This window comes from Lactococcus taiwanensis (assembly GCF_017068355.1).
GTDB classification, from domain to species: domain Bacteria; phylum Bacillota; class Bacilli; order Lactobacillales; family Streptococcaceae; genus Lactococcus; species Lactococcus taiwanensis.
The window spans coordinates 774,834-791,580 of the sequence record NZ_CP070872.1; the positions used below are offsets into that span (position 1 = coordinate 774,834).

12 protein-coding genes are annotated in these 16,747 nt (G+C 38.5%); all 12 read left to right on the forward strand.

The window, feature by feature from the left end; all coding sequences use genetic code 11:
* Window positions 1–7 precede the first annotated feature (7 nt).
* The 12 genes from rsmA to JW886_RS03985 all read left to right on the forward strand — a co-directional run bounded on the left by rsmA (window position 8) and on the right by JW886_RS03985 (window position 16,567).
* Window positions 8–892, forward strand: coding sequence for a 16S rRNA (adenine(1518)-N(6)/adenine(1519)-N(6))-dimethyltransferase RsmA (gene rsmA / locus JW886_RS03930; RefSeq protein WP_075525103.1), 885 nt, complete (start codon window positions 8–10; stop codon window positions 890–892).
* Window positions 893–990: 98 nt separating this feature from the next.
* Window positions 991–2,049, forward strand: a complete 1,059-nt coding sequence (locus JW886_RS03935; protein WP_205872481.1) for a M24 family metallopeptidase — start codon at window positions 991–993, stop codon at window positions 2,047–2,049.
* Between the two features lie 214 nt (window positions 2,050–2,263).
* On the forward strand, window positions 2,264–2,821 hold the full coding sequence (gene efp / locus JW886_RS03940; RefSeq protein WP_075525101.1) for an elongation factor P: 558 nt from the start codon (window positions 2,264–2,266) through the stop codon (window positions 2,819–2,821).
* Between the two features lie 175 nt (window positions 2,822–2,996).
* Window positions 2,997–3,398, forward strand: a complete 402-nt coding sequence (locus JW886_RS03945) for an Asp23/Gls24 family envelope stress response protein (RefSeq protein ID WP_075525100.1) — start codon at window positions 2,997–2,999, stop codon at window positions 3,396–3,398.
* Window positions 3,391–4,368 carry a transcription antitermination factor NusB gene (gene nusB, locus JW886_RS03950; RefSeq protein WP_205872360.1) on the forward strand — a complete coding sequence of 326 codons (978 nt, stop codon included), beginning with the start codon at window positions 3,391–3,393 and terminating at the stop codon, window positions 4,366–4,368. Before JW886_RS03945 ends, nusB begins: the two co-directional genes overlap by 8 nt.
* Before the next feature lie 216 nt (window positions 4,369–4,584).
* Window positions 4,585–6,588, forward strand: a complete 2,004-nt coding sequence (locus tag JW886_RS03955) for a 4-alpha-glucanotransferase (RefSeq protein WP_205872361.1) — start codon at window positions 4,585–4,587, stop codon at window positions 6,586–6,588.
* Between the two features lie 90 nt (window positions 6,589–6,678).
* Window positions 6,679–7,821, forward strand: a complete 1,143-nt coding sequence (locus JW886_RS03960; RefSeq protein WP_075525097.1) for a glucose-1-phosphate adenylyltransferase — start codon at window positions 6,679–6,681, stop codon at window positions 7,819–7,821.
* A complete protein-coding gene (gene glgD, locus JW886_RS03965; RefSeq protein WP_205872362.1) occupies window positions 7,811–8,953 on the forward strand; it encodes a glucose-1-phosphate adenylyltransferase subunit GlgD in 1,143 nt (380 codons plus the stop codon). The genes JW886_RS03960 and glgD overlap by 11 nt, the downstream gene beginning before the upstream one ends.
* Window positions 8,954–9,027: 74 nt before the next feature.
* Complete coding sequence (gene glgA, locus JW886_RS03970; protein ID WP_205872363.1) at window positions 9,028–10,476, forward strand: glycogen synthase GlgA; 1,449 nt, start codon at window positions 9,028–9,030, stop codon at window positions 10,474–10,476.
* Window positions 10,477–10,514: 38 nt separating this feature from the next.
* Window positions 10,515–12,914, forward strand: coding sequence for a glycogen/starch/alpha-glucan phosphorylase (locus tag JW886_RS03975; RefSeq protein ID WP_205872364.1), 2,400 nt, complete (start codon window positions 10,515–10,517; stop codon window positions 12,912–12,914).
* A 165-nt stretch (window positions 12,915–13,079) separates the two neighbouring features.
* Window positions 13,080–14,882 (forward strand): glycoside hydrolase family 13 protein, encoded by a 1,803-nt coding sequence (locus JW886_RS03980; protein WP_205872365.1) that lies wholly within the window; start codon window positions 13,080–13,082, stop codon window positions 14,880–14,882.
* Window positions 14,883–15,073: 191 nt separating this feature from the next.
* On the forward strand, window positions 15,074–16,567 hold the full coding sequence (locus tag JW886_RS03985; RefSeq protein WP_200406582.1) for a peptide MFS transporter: 1,494 nt from the start codon (window positions 15,074–15,076) through the stop codon (window positions 16,565–16,567).
* The last annotated feature ends 180 nt before the right edge of the window (window positions 16,568–16,747 follow it).

The following is a 16,747-nucleotide window of genomic DNA, read 5'->3' on the forward strand; positions in this document are numbered from 1 at the left end:
TAACACTATGACAAAAACAGATATTGATCGGATTTCAAATATCATTCGGACTCAGGACATCTTGCGTCGACATGATTTTAACTTCAAGAAAAAATTTGGCCAGAATTTTTTAACTGACCATAATATTTTAACTAAAATAACACAAACAGCGGGGCTATCTAAACAGGTAAATGTTATAGAAATTGGTCCAGGGATCGGATCACTAACTCAGTATCTCTTAGAAGAAGCTGCTGAAGTGATGGCTTTTGAAATTGATAAAACATTAATCCCAATCTTAGATGAAACTTTGGAAAACTATGATAATTTTACTTTGGTTAATGCGGATATCTTGAAAGTGGACTTAGCGACTCAAATTCAGCAATTTAAAGATCCAAGTTTGCCAATTAAGGTCGTTGCAAATCTGCCTTACTATATCACCACTCCGATTTTGATGCATCTGATTGAAAGTAAGATTCCTTTTGCGGAGTTTGTAGTGATGATGCAAAAAGAGGTAGCGGATCGAATCGCTGCAAAGCCAAATAGTAAAGCATATGGCTCGTTATCCATTGCGGTGCAATATTATATGGAAGCGAGTGTTGCTTTTGTTGTGCCTCGAACCGTCTTTATTCCCGCACCAAATGTGGACTCAGCCATTTTAAAAATGGTGCGACGTGAACAGCCATTGGTTGAGGTGCAAGATGAAGCATGGTTCTTTAAAACAATGCACAGTGCTTTTGTCCATCGCCGTAAAACACTGATGAATAATATGCAGGCTGCTTTTGGTAAGGAAAACAAACCTGAAATTGAAAGACTACTTGCCCAAGCTGAAATAGCACCGACGATACGAGCTGAAGCTTTATCTATCGCAGAGTTTGGCAAGTTGGCTGATGCCCTTTTACCCTTGAAAAAATAAATTTGGAAAAACGTTAGGAGGACCTAGCGTTTTTGTGTTATGATGGAGAAAAAGGTTCGTGGTCTAACGTAAAAGGTCACTAGAGTTGTGAGGAAATGATGAGACTGGAAAAATTAAGAGCAAAGCTGACGGCGGAACAGATAGATAGTTTCTTGGTTACGGATAAGCAAAATATTTATTATCTAACTGGATTTTCAGGGACAGCAGCAACCGTACTTTTGACCAAAACGCGGAATATTTTTATGACTGATAGTCGTTATACAGAAATGGCGCGCAGTCTCATCAAGGACTTTGAAATTATTGAAACGCGGGATCCTATAAGTCTACTGACAGAGCTGTCAGTAAGTGAACAATTTAAAAATATGGCATTTGAAGAGACTGTAGATTATGCCTTTTTCAAAAGATTATCAAGAAGTATGACGAAAATTGACCTTTTTTCAACCAGCAATTTTTTATTGGAATTACGTCAAGTAAAAGATTCAGATGAAATCCAAAAGATTCGTCAGGCTTGTGCGATTGCTGATCAGGCTTTTCGAGAAGTTCTCAAGTTCATTGAGCCGGGTCGCAGCGAAATTGATGTGGCTAATTTTCTAGATTTCAAAATGAGAGCATTGGGTGCGAGCGGGATTTCTTTTGAAACGATTGTGGCAAGTGGCAAACGTAGTGCCCTGCCACATGGCGTCGCCACTCACAAGTTGATTGAGTTTGGAGATCCCGTTACGATTGATTTTGGCTGTTATTATCATCATTATGCCAGTGATATGACCCGAACAATTTTTGTTGGTGAAGTGAGTGATCCTTTAGCTGAAATTTATAACATTGTGCATCAAGCAAATACGACGCTGATCAAGCAAGCAAAAGCAGGCATGACTTATGCCACTTTCGATGAGTTACCTCGAGCGGTGATTCGTGAAGCGGGTTATGCAGCACAGTTTACACATGGAATTGGGCATGGCTTGGGGCTGGAGGTGCATGAAATCCCTTATTTTAGTGCTGCCATGACCCAGCCTCTCTTAAAGGCAGGAATGGTCGTGACCGATGAGCCAGGGATTTATTTACCCAATCAAGGAGGGGTTAGGATTGAAGATGACCTTTTGATTACTGAAAAGGGATGTGAAGTCCTGACAAATGCCCCAAAAGAGCTTATCGTTATTTGAAAAAGCCCCAAGATTATGATAAAATAAGTTGTTAAATCCTGTCATTTCACATTTTTCGTGCACAAAAAATGCTGACCAAGCGGTCAGTAAGCTGATAAGCTGTTTTACAGACAGCAACCGAACTTGTACTGAAAGAAACTTACTGACAGAGCTGTCAGTAGCCACGAAAGTGACAGAATATCTAAATTTATACATACTAGGAGAAACATAAACAATGGTTTTAGCAAAAGATCTTAAATCAGGCATGACATTTTTGAACGGAGACAAACTCCTGCGCGTGATGGAAGCAAGCCACCACAAACCAGGTAAAGGGAATACCATCATGCGTATGAAACTTAAAGACGTGCGCTCTGGATCAACTTTCGACGATACATACCGTCCTGAAGATAAATTTGAACAAGCTGTTATCGAAACAGTAACTGCTCAATACCTTTACTCAATGGATGATACAGCTAACTTCATGAATAATGAAACGTATGAACAATACGAAATTCCAGTGGAACAAGTCAAAGACGAACTCCTTTATGTCCTTGAAAACACTGACGTAAAAATCCAATTTTACGGTACAGAAGTGATTGGGATCCAATTGCCAACAACAGTTGTGCTTGAAGTAACTGAAACACAACCTTCAATCAAAGGGGCTACTGTAACTGGTTCAGGTAAACCAGCAACTATGGAAACTGGTTTGGTAGTTAACGTCCCTGACTTTGTTGAAGTTGGGACAAAACTTGAAATCAATACCCAAACAGGTGAATACTTGAAACGTGCTTAAGTCCTAAGTACTTTGACAGATTTACTGACGGCTCTGTCAGTAAATCTGTCGTCTTTGAACGTTGGATTCTTTACCTTTTTTAAGAAGGAAGAATTTAAAACAGTAAAAAAATGTGGGCATAAAAGAAGACTTTTTCTGATTTTACCCACATTTATCGCTTAAAGAGGAAATCAATATGGCAGAAAAAACTGTACATTCTGAAGAACTTGGTGATATTGTTATCGCACCAGAAGTTCTAGAAGTCATTATCGGCATTACAACCGCCAAAATCGATGGCGTTTATGCACTGCGCAACAAACGTTTTTCTGATCGCCTTGGAAAACAAAATGAAGGACGCGGTGTTTACATTGAATCAACAGATGATAAAGTCGCTGTAGATATCTATGTTTACCTGACTTACGGCGTAAGCGTTCCGGCAGTTGCCGCTAAAATCCAAAAAGAAGTGAAAGAAGCAGTTGCTCAAGCTACTGAGATTGTAATTGATGAAGTCAATATCCATATCGTGGGTGTCATGACTGAAAAACAAACCAAACCAGCACTTGAAGATTTGTTTGACGAGGGGTTCTTTGATGCCTAGAACGCTCACACAACACCAAATTCGCCAACGTGCTGTTCAAACGCTTTTTAGCTATGCTGTTCAAAATGAAATGGCAACAACTGTTGTCAAAGCTTTCCGAGAAAATGTTGAAAAACTTGAAGCAGTGCTTGCCCAAACCATCCGCTTTGACGTTGATTTTCGTGATGAGCGAATCACGGTCCGTAAATTTCCCAAATCCCTCTCAGAACCACTTGAGAAGATTTACGAAATCTATGAGATTCTCGGTGTGGAAAATATCGAAAAAACAACGGTAGCTAAAGCGCTTGCTTTTATGCGCGACTTTGGTGGTTACGCTAAGAAAATGAATGAATACGAAGCCACTAACTTGTTTAGTGGCATTATGGCCAATCTTAATCTGATTCGTCTTTTTCAGATTGAACTCGATGAAGAGCCAGTCGCTCCAAAAGTACTAGAGTTTTTGAAAAATTTGCCTGAAAAGGCTACAAGCGATGAAGCTTATGCCACTTTCAAAAAAACCTTTGCTTTTCTTCATGAAAATATTCTTGAGCGCTATTCAGAGGAACTTTTTGTACCAGCCAAATTAGCAACAGAGCTTGACGAAAAACTAGCGAAAGCAGAACAAGAAGCCCATGCTCAGACTCAGGCTTTGCTCGGACGTACTAAAACTTTCGTGCTCAATTATGATAATGAACAAGCTGGAAATTTGGACGAACCAAGCTATTTCACTACACTAGTAGATGGGGTTCTTCAGCAAAAAGAAACCCTCGATGAAAAGCTTTCTGCTTATCTCGCTAAAAATTGGAGTTTTGCTCGACTTACGTTGATTGAACAAGTTATCTTAGAAGTATCAGCTTACGAAATTTTATTTACAGATACCCCAGATGTCGTAGCGGTCAATGAAGCCGTAGAGCTTTCTAAAGACTTTAGTGACGACAAATCAAGCCGCTTCATTAACGGAGTCTTGACTAATTTTATTAAAAAAGATTAATAACTCGAACCTTATTAGTTCTACTAATGAGGTTTTTTTATTCTCTAAAATATGTTTTGTAATCCAATCATAATGTTTGGATTTTACTGTAAAATAATTTATTTTTTCTGAAAAGTCGCAATTGATAGTGGTATATCAATGAGAAATAGGTTATAATGAGAAAAGAAATACTAGAAACCGTTTTCTTGTAGTAAAAATAATAATTGGAGGTATAAAATGTCAGCTGATTTTACTCTAACCGGAGGTGAACACAATGCCTTTCATACGGGATTAGCCATACCCGTTTTTTCGCTAAGAACAGAGCAATCTAGCGGAGTCGGACAGTTCTCAGATTTAAAAAAATTAGCCGATTTTGCTAAAAAGACCCAAATGGATGTCATCCAGTTGTTACCTATCAACGACACGACGACCTTTATGGATTGGCGAGATTCTTATCCTTATCGCGCCATCTCTGTTTTTGCTCTTCATCCAATTTATCTTGATATCCATAACTTCCAACCTTACTATACAAAATTACAAAAACAAAGATTGGCAGAAGCGGAAGCAGAATTAAACGAGCTGGAGCAACTTGATTACGAGCGGGTCTTGGCACTAAAATGGCAATATGCAAAGTTTATTTATCGCAAATGTGCTGTAAAAGTGAAAGATACAGCCGCCTATTTAGAATTTTATGAAAAAAATAAAAATTGGTTAGAACCCTATGCGGTCTTTTCTTATCTGCGCGATAAATATAAAACGGCTGATTTTACTAAATGGAAAACTTATGCTAGCTATTCAAGTGACTACTATAAGCAATTACAAGAAAATAAAGATGCAGCCAAAAAATTAGATCTTCTTATTTTTGTACAATACTTACTTCATCAACAGTTAACAGATGCGGTGCACTATTGTCACAGCTTAGGGATTGCTCTGAAGGGGGACATTGCGATTGGCATTGCTCATGATTCCGTTGATGCTTGGACGAATCCTAACCTCTTTCATCTTGAAATGCAAACCGGAGCACCACCTGACGCCTTTTCAATGACGGGTCAAAATTGGGGTTTTCCAACCTACAATTGGGCGGAAATGGCAAAAGAAAATTATGACTGGTGGAAAAAGCGGTTATTAGCCATGGCTGAATATTTTGATGCTTACCGTCTAGACCATATTCTTGGTTTTTTTCGGATTTGGGAGATTCCAGCGGAGGCCATACGCGGACTTTTGGGGCAATTTTCTCCTGCTCTTGCTCTGAGCCCTGAAGAAATTGAGCAAAATTATGGGATTCCGTTCAGAGAATGGGGAATAGAACGTTTCACAGAGCCATTTATAAAAGATTGGGTCATTGACGAAATCTTCGGTAGAGATAACCGTGACACGGTCATACAAAACTTTTTAAACTACAAAGGGCACGGTAATTATGAGTTTAACACCTCCTATGATTCTCAGAAAAAAATAGAGCGTGCTCCCCTCGCTGATTGGTTGAAAGAAGGACTTTATATCCTTCATGAGAATGTCATTTTCTTAAAGGATCATACCAACGATCACCTCTATCATCCTCGAATTACGTTTACCTCAACAATTAGTTTTCGAGAATTTGGTGAAGATTATAAAAAACGGTTAGAAAAACTTTATAATGATTATTTCTATGGAAGAAATGATTTAATTTGGCAAGAAGAGGCCTACAAAAAATTACCAATTCTAAAAGAAGCTACGGCTATGGTAGCTTGTGGTGAAGATCTTGGCATGGTCCCAGAAAATGTTCCGGATGTGATGTATCGGCTAGGCATACTACGATTAATTATCGAACGCATGCCATCAGATAATAGTTTCGTCAATCCTCTACAGTATGCCCCCTACCTGTCAGTTGTTACGACTTCAAGTCATGATACAAGCCCTTTAAGGGCCTGGTGGGAAGAAGATTATTTTCGGACACAACGTTATTATAATGAGATTATGGGTTGGCAGGGAGCCGCACCAAAACAGGCGACCGTAGAAATTGTTAAAGAAATTATTGGCCGACATTTAAGCTCTAATGCAATGATGGTGATCTTGCCGCTTCAGGATTGGTTAGCGCTGGATGAACAGCTTCGAAAAGAAAATCCACAGAGTGAACAAATTAATATTCCTTCTGAACCCTTTCATTATTGGCGCTATCGTCTTCACTGCACCATTGAGTCACTCCTTGAAAATGAGGAGTGGACAGATTTCTTAGCTCGATTTGTTTCAGCACATCGAAAATAAAGGATAAGCGTATTATTTTGTTTTATAAGAAAAAAATTATAAAATATTAAGAAATATGATAAAGTTTATAAAAATGGAGGTTTAATTCATATGGCAACAGAAATGCTCGGACTTATCCTTGCTGGTGGGCAAGGAACACGCCTTGGGAAGCTTACAAAAGATGTAGCTAAACCAGCTGTACCTTTCGGCGGACGTTACCGCATCATAGATTTTGCGCTTTCTAATTGTGCAAATTCTAATGTGAAAAATGTGGGGGTTATCACTCAGTATCAGCCGCTCACATTAAATGCCCATATTGGAAATGGCTCACCTTGGGGATTAAATGGAATTAATAGTGGTGTGACCATCCTTCAACCTTACTCATCTCAAGAAGGTTCAAAGTGGTTTGAGGGGACTTCGCATGCGGTTTATCAGAACATTGCTTATATTGACCAACAAAATCCAGAATATGTCTTGATTTTATCTGGAGACCATATCTATAAAATGGATTACGAGGCAATGCTCGAGAGTCATAAAGAACGTGGCGCAAGTCTTACTGTATCCGTCATGGAAGTGCCACTTGAAGAAGCAAGCCGTTTTGGAATTATGAATACCGATGATAATGATCGGATTATTGAATTTGAAGAAAAACCTAAAAATCCAAAATCGAACCTTGCCTCAATGGGAATTTACATTTTTAACTGGAAGAGACTGCGTGAAGTCTTAGTAAATGGTTATTCTAAAGGAAATCCAATGGAGGATTTCGGAGGAGATGTGATTCCTGCTTATATTGAAGCGGGTGAAAATGTCTTTGCCTACCGTTTTAAAGGCTATTGGAAAGATGTCGGAACAATTGATTCGCTACACCAATCCAGCATGGAATTTTTAAGTTTGGACAATGAATTAAACATTACGGATAAATCCTGGCGAATTTATTCACGCAATGATATTTCCGCTCCACAATTTATTACAGAAAAGGCCGAAATCCAAGATGCTTTAATCGGGGATGGTTGCTATATTGATGGCTCAGTTAAACATTCTATCTTGTCACAAAATGTTCATGTTCAAGAGGGGACATTAATTGAAAATAGCTTTATCATGTCAGGTACTTTTATTGGGTCCAATGTGGTTATAAAGAATGCTATCGTGGGAGAGAACGCGAAAATTGGGGATAACGTGCAAGTGATTGGTGAGGGAGAAATCGCCGTCATCGGACACGGAGAAATAAAGGGGGAAGATAAAAATGAACAATAGCAACAAAATGGCAGCCATTTTATCCAATGTTTCATCAAGTAATGCACTTTATCCACTGACGAGTGAACGACCAATTGCGACGCTTCCCTTTGATTGTAAGTATCGCATGATTGATTTTCCACTGTCTTCACTTTCGAATGCGCATGTGGATAATATTTTAATGACTTTTAATCAAGGCGAGACACAATCCGTTTTTGATCACCTTGGCTCTGGTGGGGAGTGGGGCTTAGATGGGTTTAAAAGTCGTTATTTTGTCTACCTCCAAGAAGACTTCCAGCGGTTGAAAGATCAAGGCAAAGAGTATTTTGCTCAACAATTGAGCTTTTTGAAAAAATCAAAAGCCCCTTATACAGTGCTCTTGGGAAGTAAATTCATTTGCAATGTTGATTTGAATGCGGTCTTGAAGATTCATAAGTTGGCTGGAAAAGAAATTACCGCCGTTTATAAAAAAGTCAGTCCTGATTTAGCAGGAGCTTATGATACGATTCTTCGCTTTGATGAGTCGGGTAAAATGACCAACTGTTATAAAAATCAACTGGAAGACCCTCAAGAAAAAGAAGCATTATGTCTTAATATTTTTATCGTGAATACTGCTTGCCTGATTGATTTCTTGGAAAAAATGCAGAAAGCCGGAGAACTCGCTTCAGTTTCCCACCTTTTGAGAGTACACATGAAAGAGTACGATGTGAATACGTATGAGTATACAGGCTATATGAGCAATATTACAGATATCAAATCTTATTATGATGCAAATATGGTGATGTTAGATTCGGCTAATTTTACTTCCCTTTTGTATGGCAGTCAGCCAATTTATACTAAGATAAAAAACGAAGTCCCCACTTACTTTTCTAAAGAAAGCAAGGTTGTGAAAAGTCAGCTCGGCTCAGGAGGAATTATTGAGGGAGAAATCAGAAGCTCGCTTATCTCACGCGGGGCAAAAGTACAAAAGGATGCCTTGATTGAGCACACCTTAATTTTTACTAACAGTCTTGTAAAATCTGGAGCTAAAATTCAGTATGCGATTATTGATAAAAATGTTGTCGTAGAAAATAATGTAAAAATTATTGGAACACCAGATAAGCCAGTAGTAATCCCTAAAGGAACAGTTGTTTCAGAAGATGTTCTTGAATAAATAAAAAGGGTGGAACTGCCTATTTTTCTACTTCATAAAGAAGGAGAACGAAAACAAAGAGAATGGAAAACAAAATGAAAATTTTATTTGCTTCTAGTGAGTGCGCACCCTTCTTTAAAACCGGGGGATTAGGGGATGTAACAGGAGCACTGCCAAAAGAATTGGCAAAGAAAAAAGAAATCTCAGAGATCGCAGTCATCCTGCCTTATTTTAAAAATGAAATGAAGAGCGAATATATCGAACTTTTACAAGATGAATTTTACGATTTTGTAGACGTTGGATGGCGTCGTGAATACGTAGGAGTAAAAAGCCTAGTAAAAGATGGAGTAAAATATTACTTTTTAGATAATGAACACTACTTTGGACGAGGGCAGCTTTATGGCTACTATGATGACGGAGAGCGTTTTGCTTTCTTTGATCTTGCTGTCTGTACACTTTTAGAGCGTTTGGATTTTATTCCTGATATTTTACACGTTAATGATTGGCAAACCGCCATGATTCCCTTCTTGTTGAAAGAGAAATTTTCTTGGATCAAAGCTTATCATAAAATCAAGTCCATCCTAACAATCCATAATATTGAGTTTCAAGGAATTATGCAAGGTACCGCATTAACAGAGCTTTTTGGTATGGGGATGGAGCGTTATTTTGAAGGAGTGGTCCGCCATAATGGCATGTTGAATATGCTGAAGACGGGTATTTTATACGCTGACCGAGTAAATACGGTATCTCCTAGTTATGCAAAAGAAATCCAAACCTCTGCTTTTGGCTGTGGTTTAGATCCTATTCTCCAATATGTTAAAGGAAAGGTATCTGGCATTCTCAATGGGATTGATTATGAAATCTACAATCCTGAAACAGATATCCACCTTGCTCATCATTTTACAGTGGATGACCGCATTGGAAAAGCTAAAATGAAAGAAAGTTTGCAAAAGCGGGTAGGGCTTCCCGTCAAAGCAGAAACACCGCTTTTAGGAATAGTGTCACGCCTTACGAATCAGAAAGGTTTTGATCTTGTCTTAACCCAACTTGAGACATTATTACAGGAAGACCTTCAAATTGTCTTATTGGGGACGGGTTTTCTAGAAATCGAAACGGCTTTTAAGCACTTTGCTCAACAATATCCTGATAAAATTTCAGCCAATATTGCATTTGATCTTCAGTTTGCACAGGAAATATATGCTGGTTCAGATTTCTTCTTAATGCCTTCAGCTTTCGAACCTTGTGGTCTTTCACAAATGATTGCAATGCGATATGGGACTTTGCCGATTATTCATGAAATTGGAGGACTGAAAGATACTGTTGTACCATTTAATCCCAATACCAAAAAGGGGACGGGCTTTGGCTTTGTTAATTTTGATGGGAATGTGTTAAAGGACACCATTATGAGGGCGCTTCTTCTTTACAGGAACTCACCTCAGGTGATGAATCAACTGATAAAGGCAGCTATGCTGGAAGATTTTTCTTGGGAAAATAAATCGCAACGTTATGTTGAGCTTTATCAATCCGTGGAAAATGAGAGATAAGTTCAATTCAATCAAGAGCTTGTAAAAAGGAGGGGTGCATGAAGCTTTCTACAGAACAATTTAAACATGATTTTGAAGAACGTTTAACTTCAAAATTTGCAATCGAGCTCGCTAAGGCTGGTGCACAAGAAAAGTACGGCGCCTTATCTTCGGTGGTAAAGAATTATTACTCAAGTATCTGGGCAGCTGACAACCACTATAAAGATGAGAGTAATAAAAAGCAAGCTTATTATTTCTCTATTGAGTTTTTGCCCGGAAAAATGCTTAAGTCTAATCTCCTTAACCTAGGAATTTTAGATACTGTACGAGAAGGACTGAGTGATTTAGGAATAGATCTTGATGAGATTGCCCTTGAAGAACCTGACATGGCAATTGGTAATGGTGGTTTAGGACGATTAGCCAGCTGTTTTATGGATTCTGCAGCTTCAACGGGTCTACCACTTAATGGAAATGGGATCCGTTATCGCTATGGACTGTTTAAGCAAAAAATCGTTGACGGTTTTCAGGTCGAGCTGCCTGATTCATGGTTAGATAATGGGAATCCATGGGAGGTTAGGCGTTATGATAAAGCAGTAGAAGTTTGCTTTGGAGGAGAAGTCTGGCTTGAGGATGATGGCGAAGGGCATTTTATTCCCCATTATCAAAACCAAGAGCGTGTGCTGGCGGTTCCTTATGATACTCCAATGGTGGGTTTTGAAAATACCACGGTCAATAATATGTGTCTTTGGCGTTCTGAAGTTCCCAAAGATTTAGACCTCCGGTTCCAAAATCTCGAGTACATGAATCAAACTGCAATGCTTTCCTCTGAGTTGTATCCTAATGATTCAGATTATAATGGTCAACTCCTTCGCTTAAAACAAGAATATTTCTTTGTTTCAGCAGGTCTTCAACGAATTTTGCATCACTATAAAGCTACAAAGCAAGCGCCAATCACGCATATCAGCGATTTTATTTCAGTCCATATTAATGATACACATCCCGCTTTATGTGTGGCTGAGTTTATGCGTCTTCTTATTGATGAGTATCGGATAACGTGGGAAAGGGCTTGGAATATTACGGTTAAAGTAATGTCTTACACTAACCATACGATCTTGTCAGAAGCTTTGGAAAAATGGCCTGAAGAAATGGTGAAGTCACTCTTACCTCGGCTGTATCAAATTATCATCGAAATCGATCGGCGACGGACGGCGGAGCTTTTACCAAAAGTTGGTGCTAAATTGGTTCATAGCACTAGGATTGTAAAAGATGGACAAATCCATATGGCCCATCTTGCAATAATTGGTTCGCACTCGACAAATGGTGTGGCAAAATTACATTCTGATTTGTTGAAAGATGTTGAATTGCATGATTTTTATCTGATTTATCCAGAGCGATTCAATAATAAAACGAACGGAATCGCTGACCGTCGTTGGAGTCAAATTGCAAACGAGCCACTCTCAAAGGTGCTCGATGAAACAATTGGGAAGAAGTGGCGATCTGATTTAAAAGAGCTCAAACTTTTAGAATCTTATAAAGAAGATGATGCCACATTGCAACGTCTACAAGAAGCGAAGTATGAGGACAAGGTAAAGCTTGCGAAATTAATTGAGGAACGCAATGGGATAGTGGTCAATCCAACTGCACTTTTTGACGTACAGGTCAAAAGGCTTCATGCTTATAAAAGACAACTTTTGAATGTTTTTCATATCATGAAGTTGTATTTTGAAATTAAAGAGAATCCAACAGCTGACCGTACAGCGCGGGTGCATATTTTTGGGGCTAAAGCAGCTCCAGGTTATCATTATGCGAAGGCCATTATCAAATGTATCAATGAAATTGCTCGTTTAATAAATAACGATCCTGATATTGGTGACCAACTTAAAGTCGTGTTCTTAGAAAATTATAATGTCTCCTTAGCTGAAGTTATCATTCCTGCGGCTAATGTAGGCGAACAAATTTCTCTGGCTTCAAAGGAAGCATCTGGAACATCAAACATGAAATTTATGTTGAATGGTGCTCTAACTATTGGAACGCTGGATGGGGCGAACATTGAAATTTTTGAAGCAGCGGGTTATGAGAATGGTTTTGTTTTTGGTTTAACTAAAGATGAGGTTTATGATTATTATAAAAATAGTAATTACAACTCTCGTGATATCTATGAACAAAATCCACTGGTTCATCGGATTTTAGATGCCTTTGTAGATGGAACAATTCCAAATATTTCAGCTGAAGGACAACAGATCTTCGATTCTTTGACAACTTATAATGATGAGTATTTTGTTTTGCGAGATTTTAATGATTATGTGCGGGCACAAGAAGCACTTGAAAAATGCTATCAGGATCAAAAAGCATGGACTCAAGCTGCTTTAATGAACATTGCTAATGCCGGTCATTTTAGCTCTGATCGGACCATTCGAGAATATGCAGATGATATCTGGCACATTAAAGCTAAAAAATAATTACTGACAGACTGGTCAGTAAAAAAAAGCTCCTGTCAGTCAGTACAGGAGCTTTTAGATATTAAAAATAGTTTTGATACTGTTCTAACATTAGATAAGTTTATGATAGAATGAAAGAAGAAGCATCATAAAGTAAGAAATTAATGAGAAATGAAATGAGAGAAGATGTATTATTACAATTCTTGGAGCACAGCGCATAAAAAACCTTTTGGCGCTATCAGGGTTGGCCAAATGATGGAAGTACTTTTTGATAGCGATAAGCCTCATGTAGAAGTTAAATTCATTATTCGGCGTGATTTTGGTAAACGCTATGAGTTTAGTATGGAAAGAACGCCAATAGGTAAATTTCGCGTCTTAGTACCATTTGATGTGGGAAGAGGACTTTACTTTTATTATTTCGAGATTTCTGAGCCGTCAGATTGGGGAAAGATTCGTCATTATTATGGCAGTACGGGAATCGGAGGTGAGGGCATCTTATATGGCAATGAACATGATGTGAAGCCCTATCAGTTGACAGTTTATGATGGAGAGGATGTAAGTCCCAAGTGGTATCGTGAAGCTATCTTTTATCAAATTTTTCCTGATCGTTTTCACAATGGAAACGACGATGGGCATATTAATCATCCAAAGCCTAATTCTTTTATCTATGGAACGAAGGCAGATACACCTTTTTATGTCAAAGAAGAAAATGGGGATTTGGCACGGTGGGATTTTTTTGGGGGCAATCTCCAAGGGATTATCAAAAAAATACCCTATCTTAAAGAACTTGGTGTGACTGCGCTTTATCTCAATCCAATCTTTTCTGCGATAAGTAATCATCGTTACGATACTAGTGATTATTTAGAGATAGATTCAATGCTGGGAACGCTAGACGATTTTAAAGAGTTGCTCAAGAAAGTCCATGAGTCAGATATGCATGTAATATTGGATGGTGTTTTTTCACATGTGGGCAAAAACTCACGCTATTTTAATATCAACGGCGATTATGGTGATAGGGAAGGAGCAGCCAAAAATCCTGATTCTCCTTATTTCCAGTGGTTTAAATTTGAAAAATACCCCTTAGAGTATAAATCGTGGTGGGGCATAAAAGATTTGCCTGAGATTGACAAGGAAAATACTTCCTTCCAAAACTTTATCTATGGGCAGGAGGATTCTGTGCTAGCAAAGTGGAATAAGCTTGGCATAGACGGCTGGCGGCTGGATGTTGCTGATGAGCTTCCAGACCATTTTATTCGTGGGATTCGAGAGAATTTAGCACATTACCCTGAAAAAGTTTTGATTGGTGAGATTTGGGAAGATGCTTCTAACAAGATTTCGTACGGGGCGCGTCGCAACTATATTCTTGGAGAAGGCCTTCAGGGCTGTATGAATTATCCTTTTCGAGATTTGATTATCAACTTTTTGATAGGAAAGCGATCAAGTCAAGAGACTGCTCAACGTTTTATGAGTTTATATGAAAATTACCCCCACAGCATCTTTTATGGAAATTTAAATAATCTGGGGACGCATGATACTGAGCGTATCTTAACAATGGTTGGATCACGCAATAATCTACTCGCTATTGCGATGTTGTTTAGCTTACCTGGCGTACCTTGTATTTACTATGGAGATGAGGTTGCACTTACAGGTGGTAAAGACCCTGATAATCGCAAATATTTTCCATGGGAAAAACCTAGAGATGAAGTTTTTCAAACTTATCAAGTTTGGTCGAAAAAACGAGTGAAAGAACAAGTACTGATTCAGGGGGACTTTTCGATGTTTTTCACTCCCACTTTATTGGGGATTCTACGCTACACAGAGCAAGAGGTATATGTTCAATTGATTAATTCGAATGAAGAAAATTTCACACTCAATTTTAAAGAAATTATCTTTTTACAGCCGTTCGACTTTCTTTCATTATTGGAACAATCTTTAGAGGATATTGAAATCCCAGGTAAGTCCCAAATCAATTTGATTCTATCACGCTAAAAAATTACTGACAGCCTGGTCAGTAATTTTTTTTATGAGAAAAGTTATTTTGATAAATAACCTTCAAAAAATAGAAGAAACTTAGAAAGTTTCTTATTGTATCTGTTTGTCCCGCGTTTTCAAAGAAATCTGTATAGATAAAATTGTTTGACAACTTGACAAGTTGTATAGAAAACTTTATAATATATTTTATGGAAAATTTAAATAAAAAAGAAAAAACATTCTTCGGGCAACCGCGTGGGTTGCTGACGCTTTTCCAAACAGAGTTTTGGGAGCGATTTTCTTACTATGGGATGCGCGCCATCCTGGTTTACTACTTGTATGCTTTAACGACAGCTGATAATGCTGGTTTGGGACTTCCTAAAACGCAAGCGATGGCTATCGTAAGTATCTATGGTGCGTTAGTTTATTTATCAACAATTGTTGGTGGATGGATTGCAGACCGCTTGCTCGGGGCTTCGCAAACGATTCTTGTCGGAGGGATTCTCATCACCTTAGGACACGTTGCGTTAGCTACTCCATTTGGTTTAACTTCATTGTTCGTGGCATTATTCTTAATTATTTTGGGAACAGGGATGCTTAAACCAAATATCTCAAACATGGTGGGGCATTTGTATTCTAAAGAAGACCCTCGCCGTGATACAGGATTTAACATCTTCGTTGTCGGTATCAACATGGGATCATTGATTGCTCCTCTGATTGTAGGGACAGTTGGTCAAGGAATAAATTATCACCTTGGTTTCTCACTGGCTGCTATCGGGATGATTGTAGCACTCTTTGTATATTGGTACGGCCGCATTCGTCATTTCCCAGAAATTGGACGTAAACCGTCTAATCCTATGGATGCGAAAGCAAAACGTAATTTCTTGATTAGCTTAGTCGTTGTGATTATCGTTGCCTTTGCGGCTTTCTTTGCGCTTTATAAAGCGAGTCCTGAGCATTTTATTGATAACTTTATCAATGTTTTGTCAATCGTTGGGATTGTGGTACCCATCATCTATTTTGTAATGATGTTTACGTCTAAAAAAGTAGAGACTGATGAACGTCGTAAGTTAACAGCTTATATCCCCCTCTTTTTATCTGCTATTGTTTTTTGGGCTATTGAAGAACAAAGCTCAACAATCATTGCAGTATGGGGTGAATCTCGTTCTAATTTAAATCCAACTTGGTTTGGCATCACTTTCCACATTGACCCCTCATGGTATCAATTGCTTAATCCCCTCTTTATCGTTGTGCTCTCTCCTCTCTTTGTTCGTCTTTGGAACAAATTAGGTGATCGCCAACCTTCAACCATCGTGAAATTTGGTTTTGGTTTGTTGTTAACAGGGGCTTCTTACCTCATCATGACATTGCCAGGTTTACTTAACGGGACAGCTGGTCGTGCGAGTGCTTTGTGGCTTGTACTTATGTTTGCGGTTCAAATGGCTGGTGAACTTCTCGTTTCGCCGGTTGGGCTTTCTGTATCAACAAAACTGGCACCTGTCGCCTTCCAATCTCAAATGATGGCTATGTGGTTCTTGGCTGACTCAACATCACAAGCAATTAATGCACAGATTGCACCTTTCTTTAATGCTTCCACAGAAGTTCACTTCTTTGGTATTGTTGGGATCATCGGTATCGCTGTCGGCATCATCTTGTTGTTAGTCAAACGTCCAATTCTAAAATTAATGGGTGACGTACGTTAATGAAATAAAAGGGAGAATAAAGATCTATCAGAAGTGGTAGGTCTTTTTTATTTGTACATAACAGTGTGTTGATTATGTTAAAAGAAATTGACAGTTAAATAATTTTTATCTCCGCTTACATCATGTTAAAATAAAGTGTAAAGAAATTTAAATAATAGGCAAATGGTGCCCATTTACTAG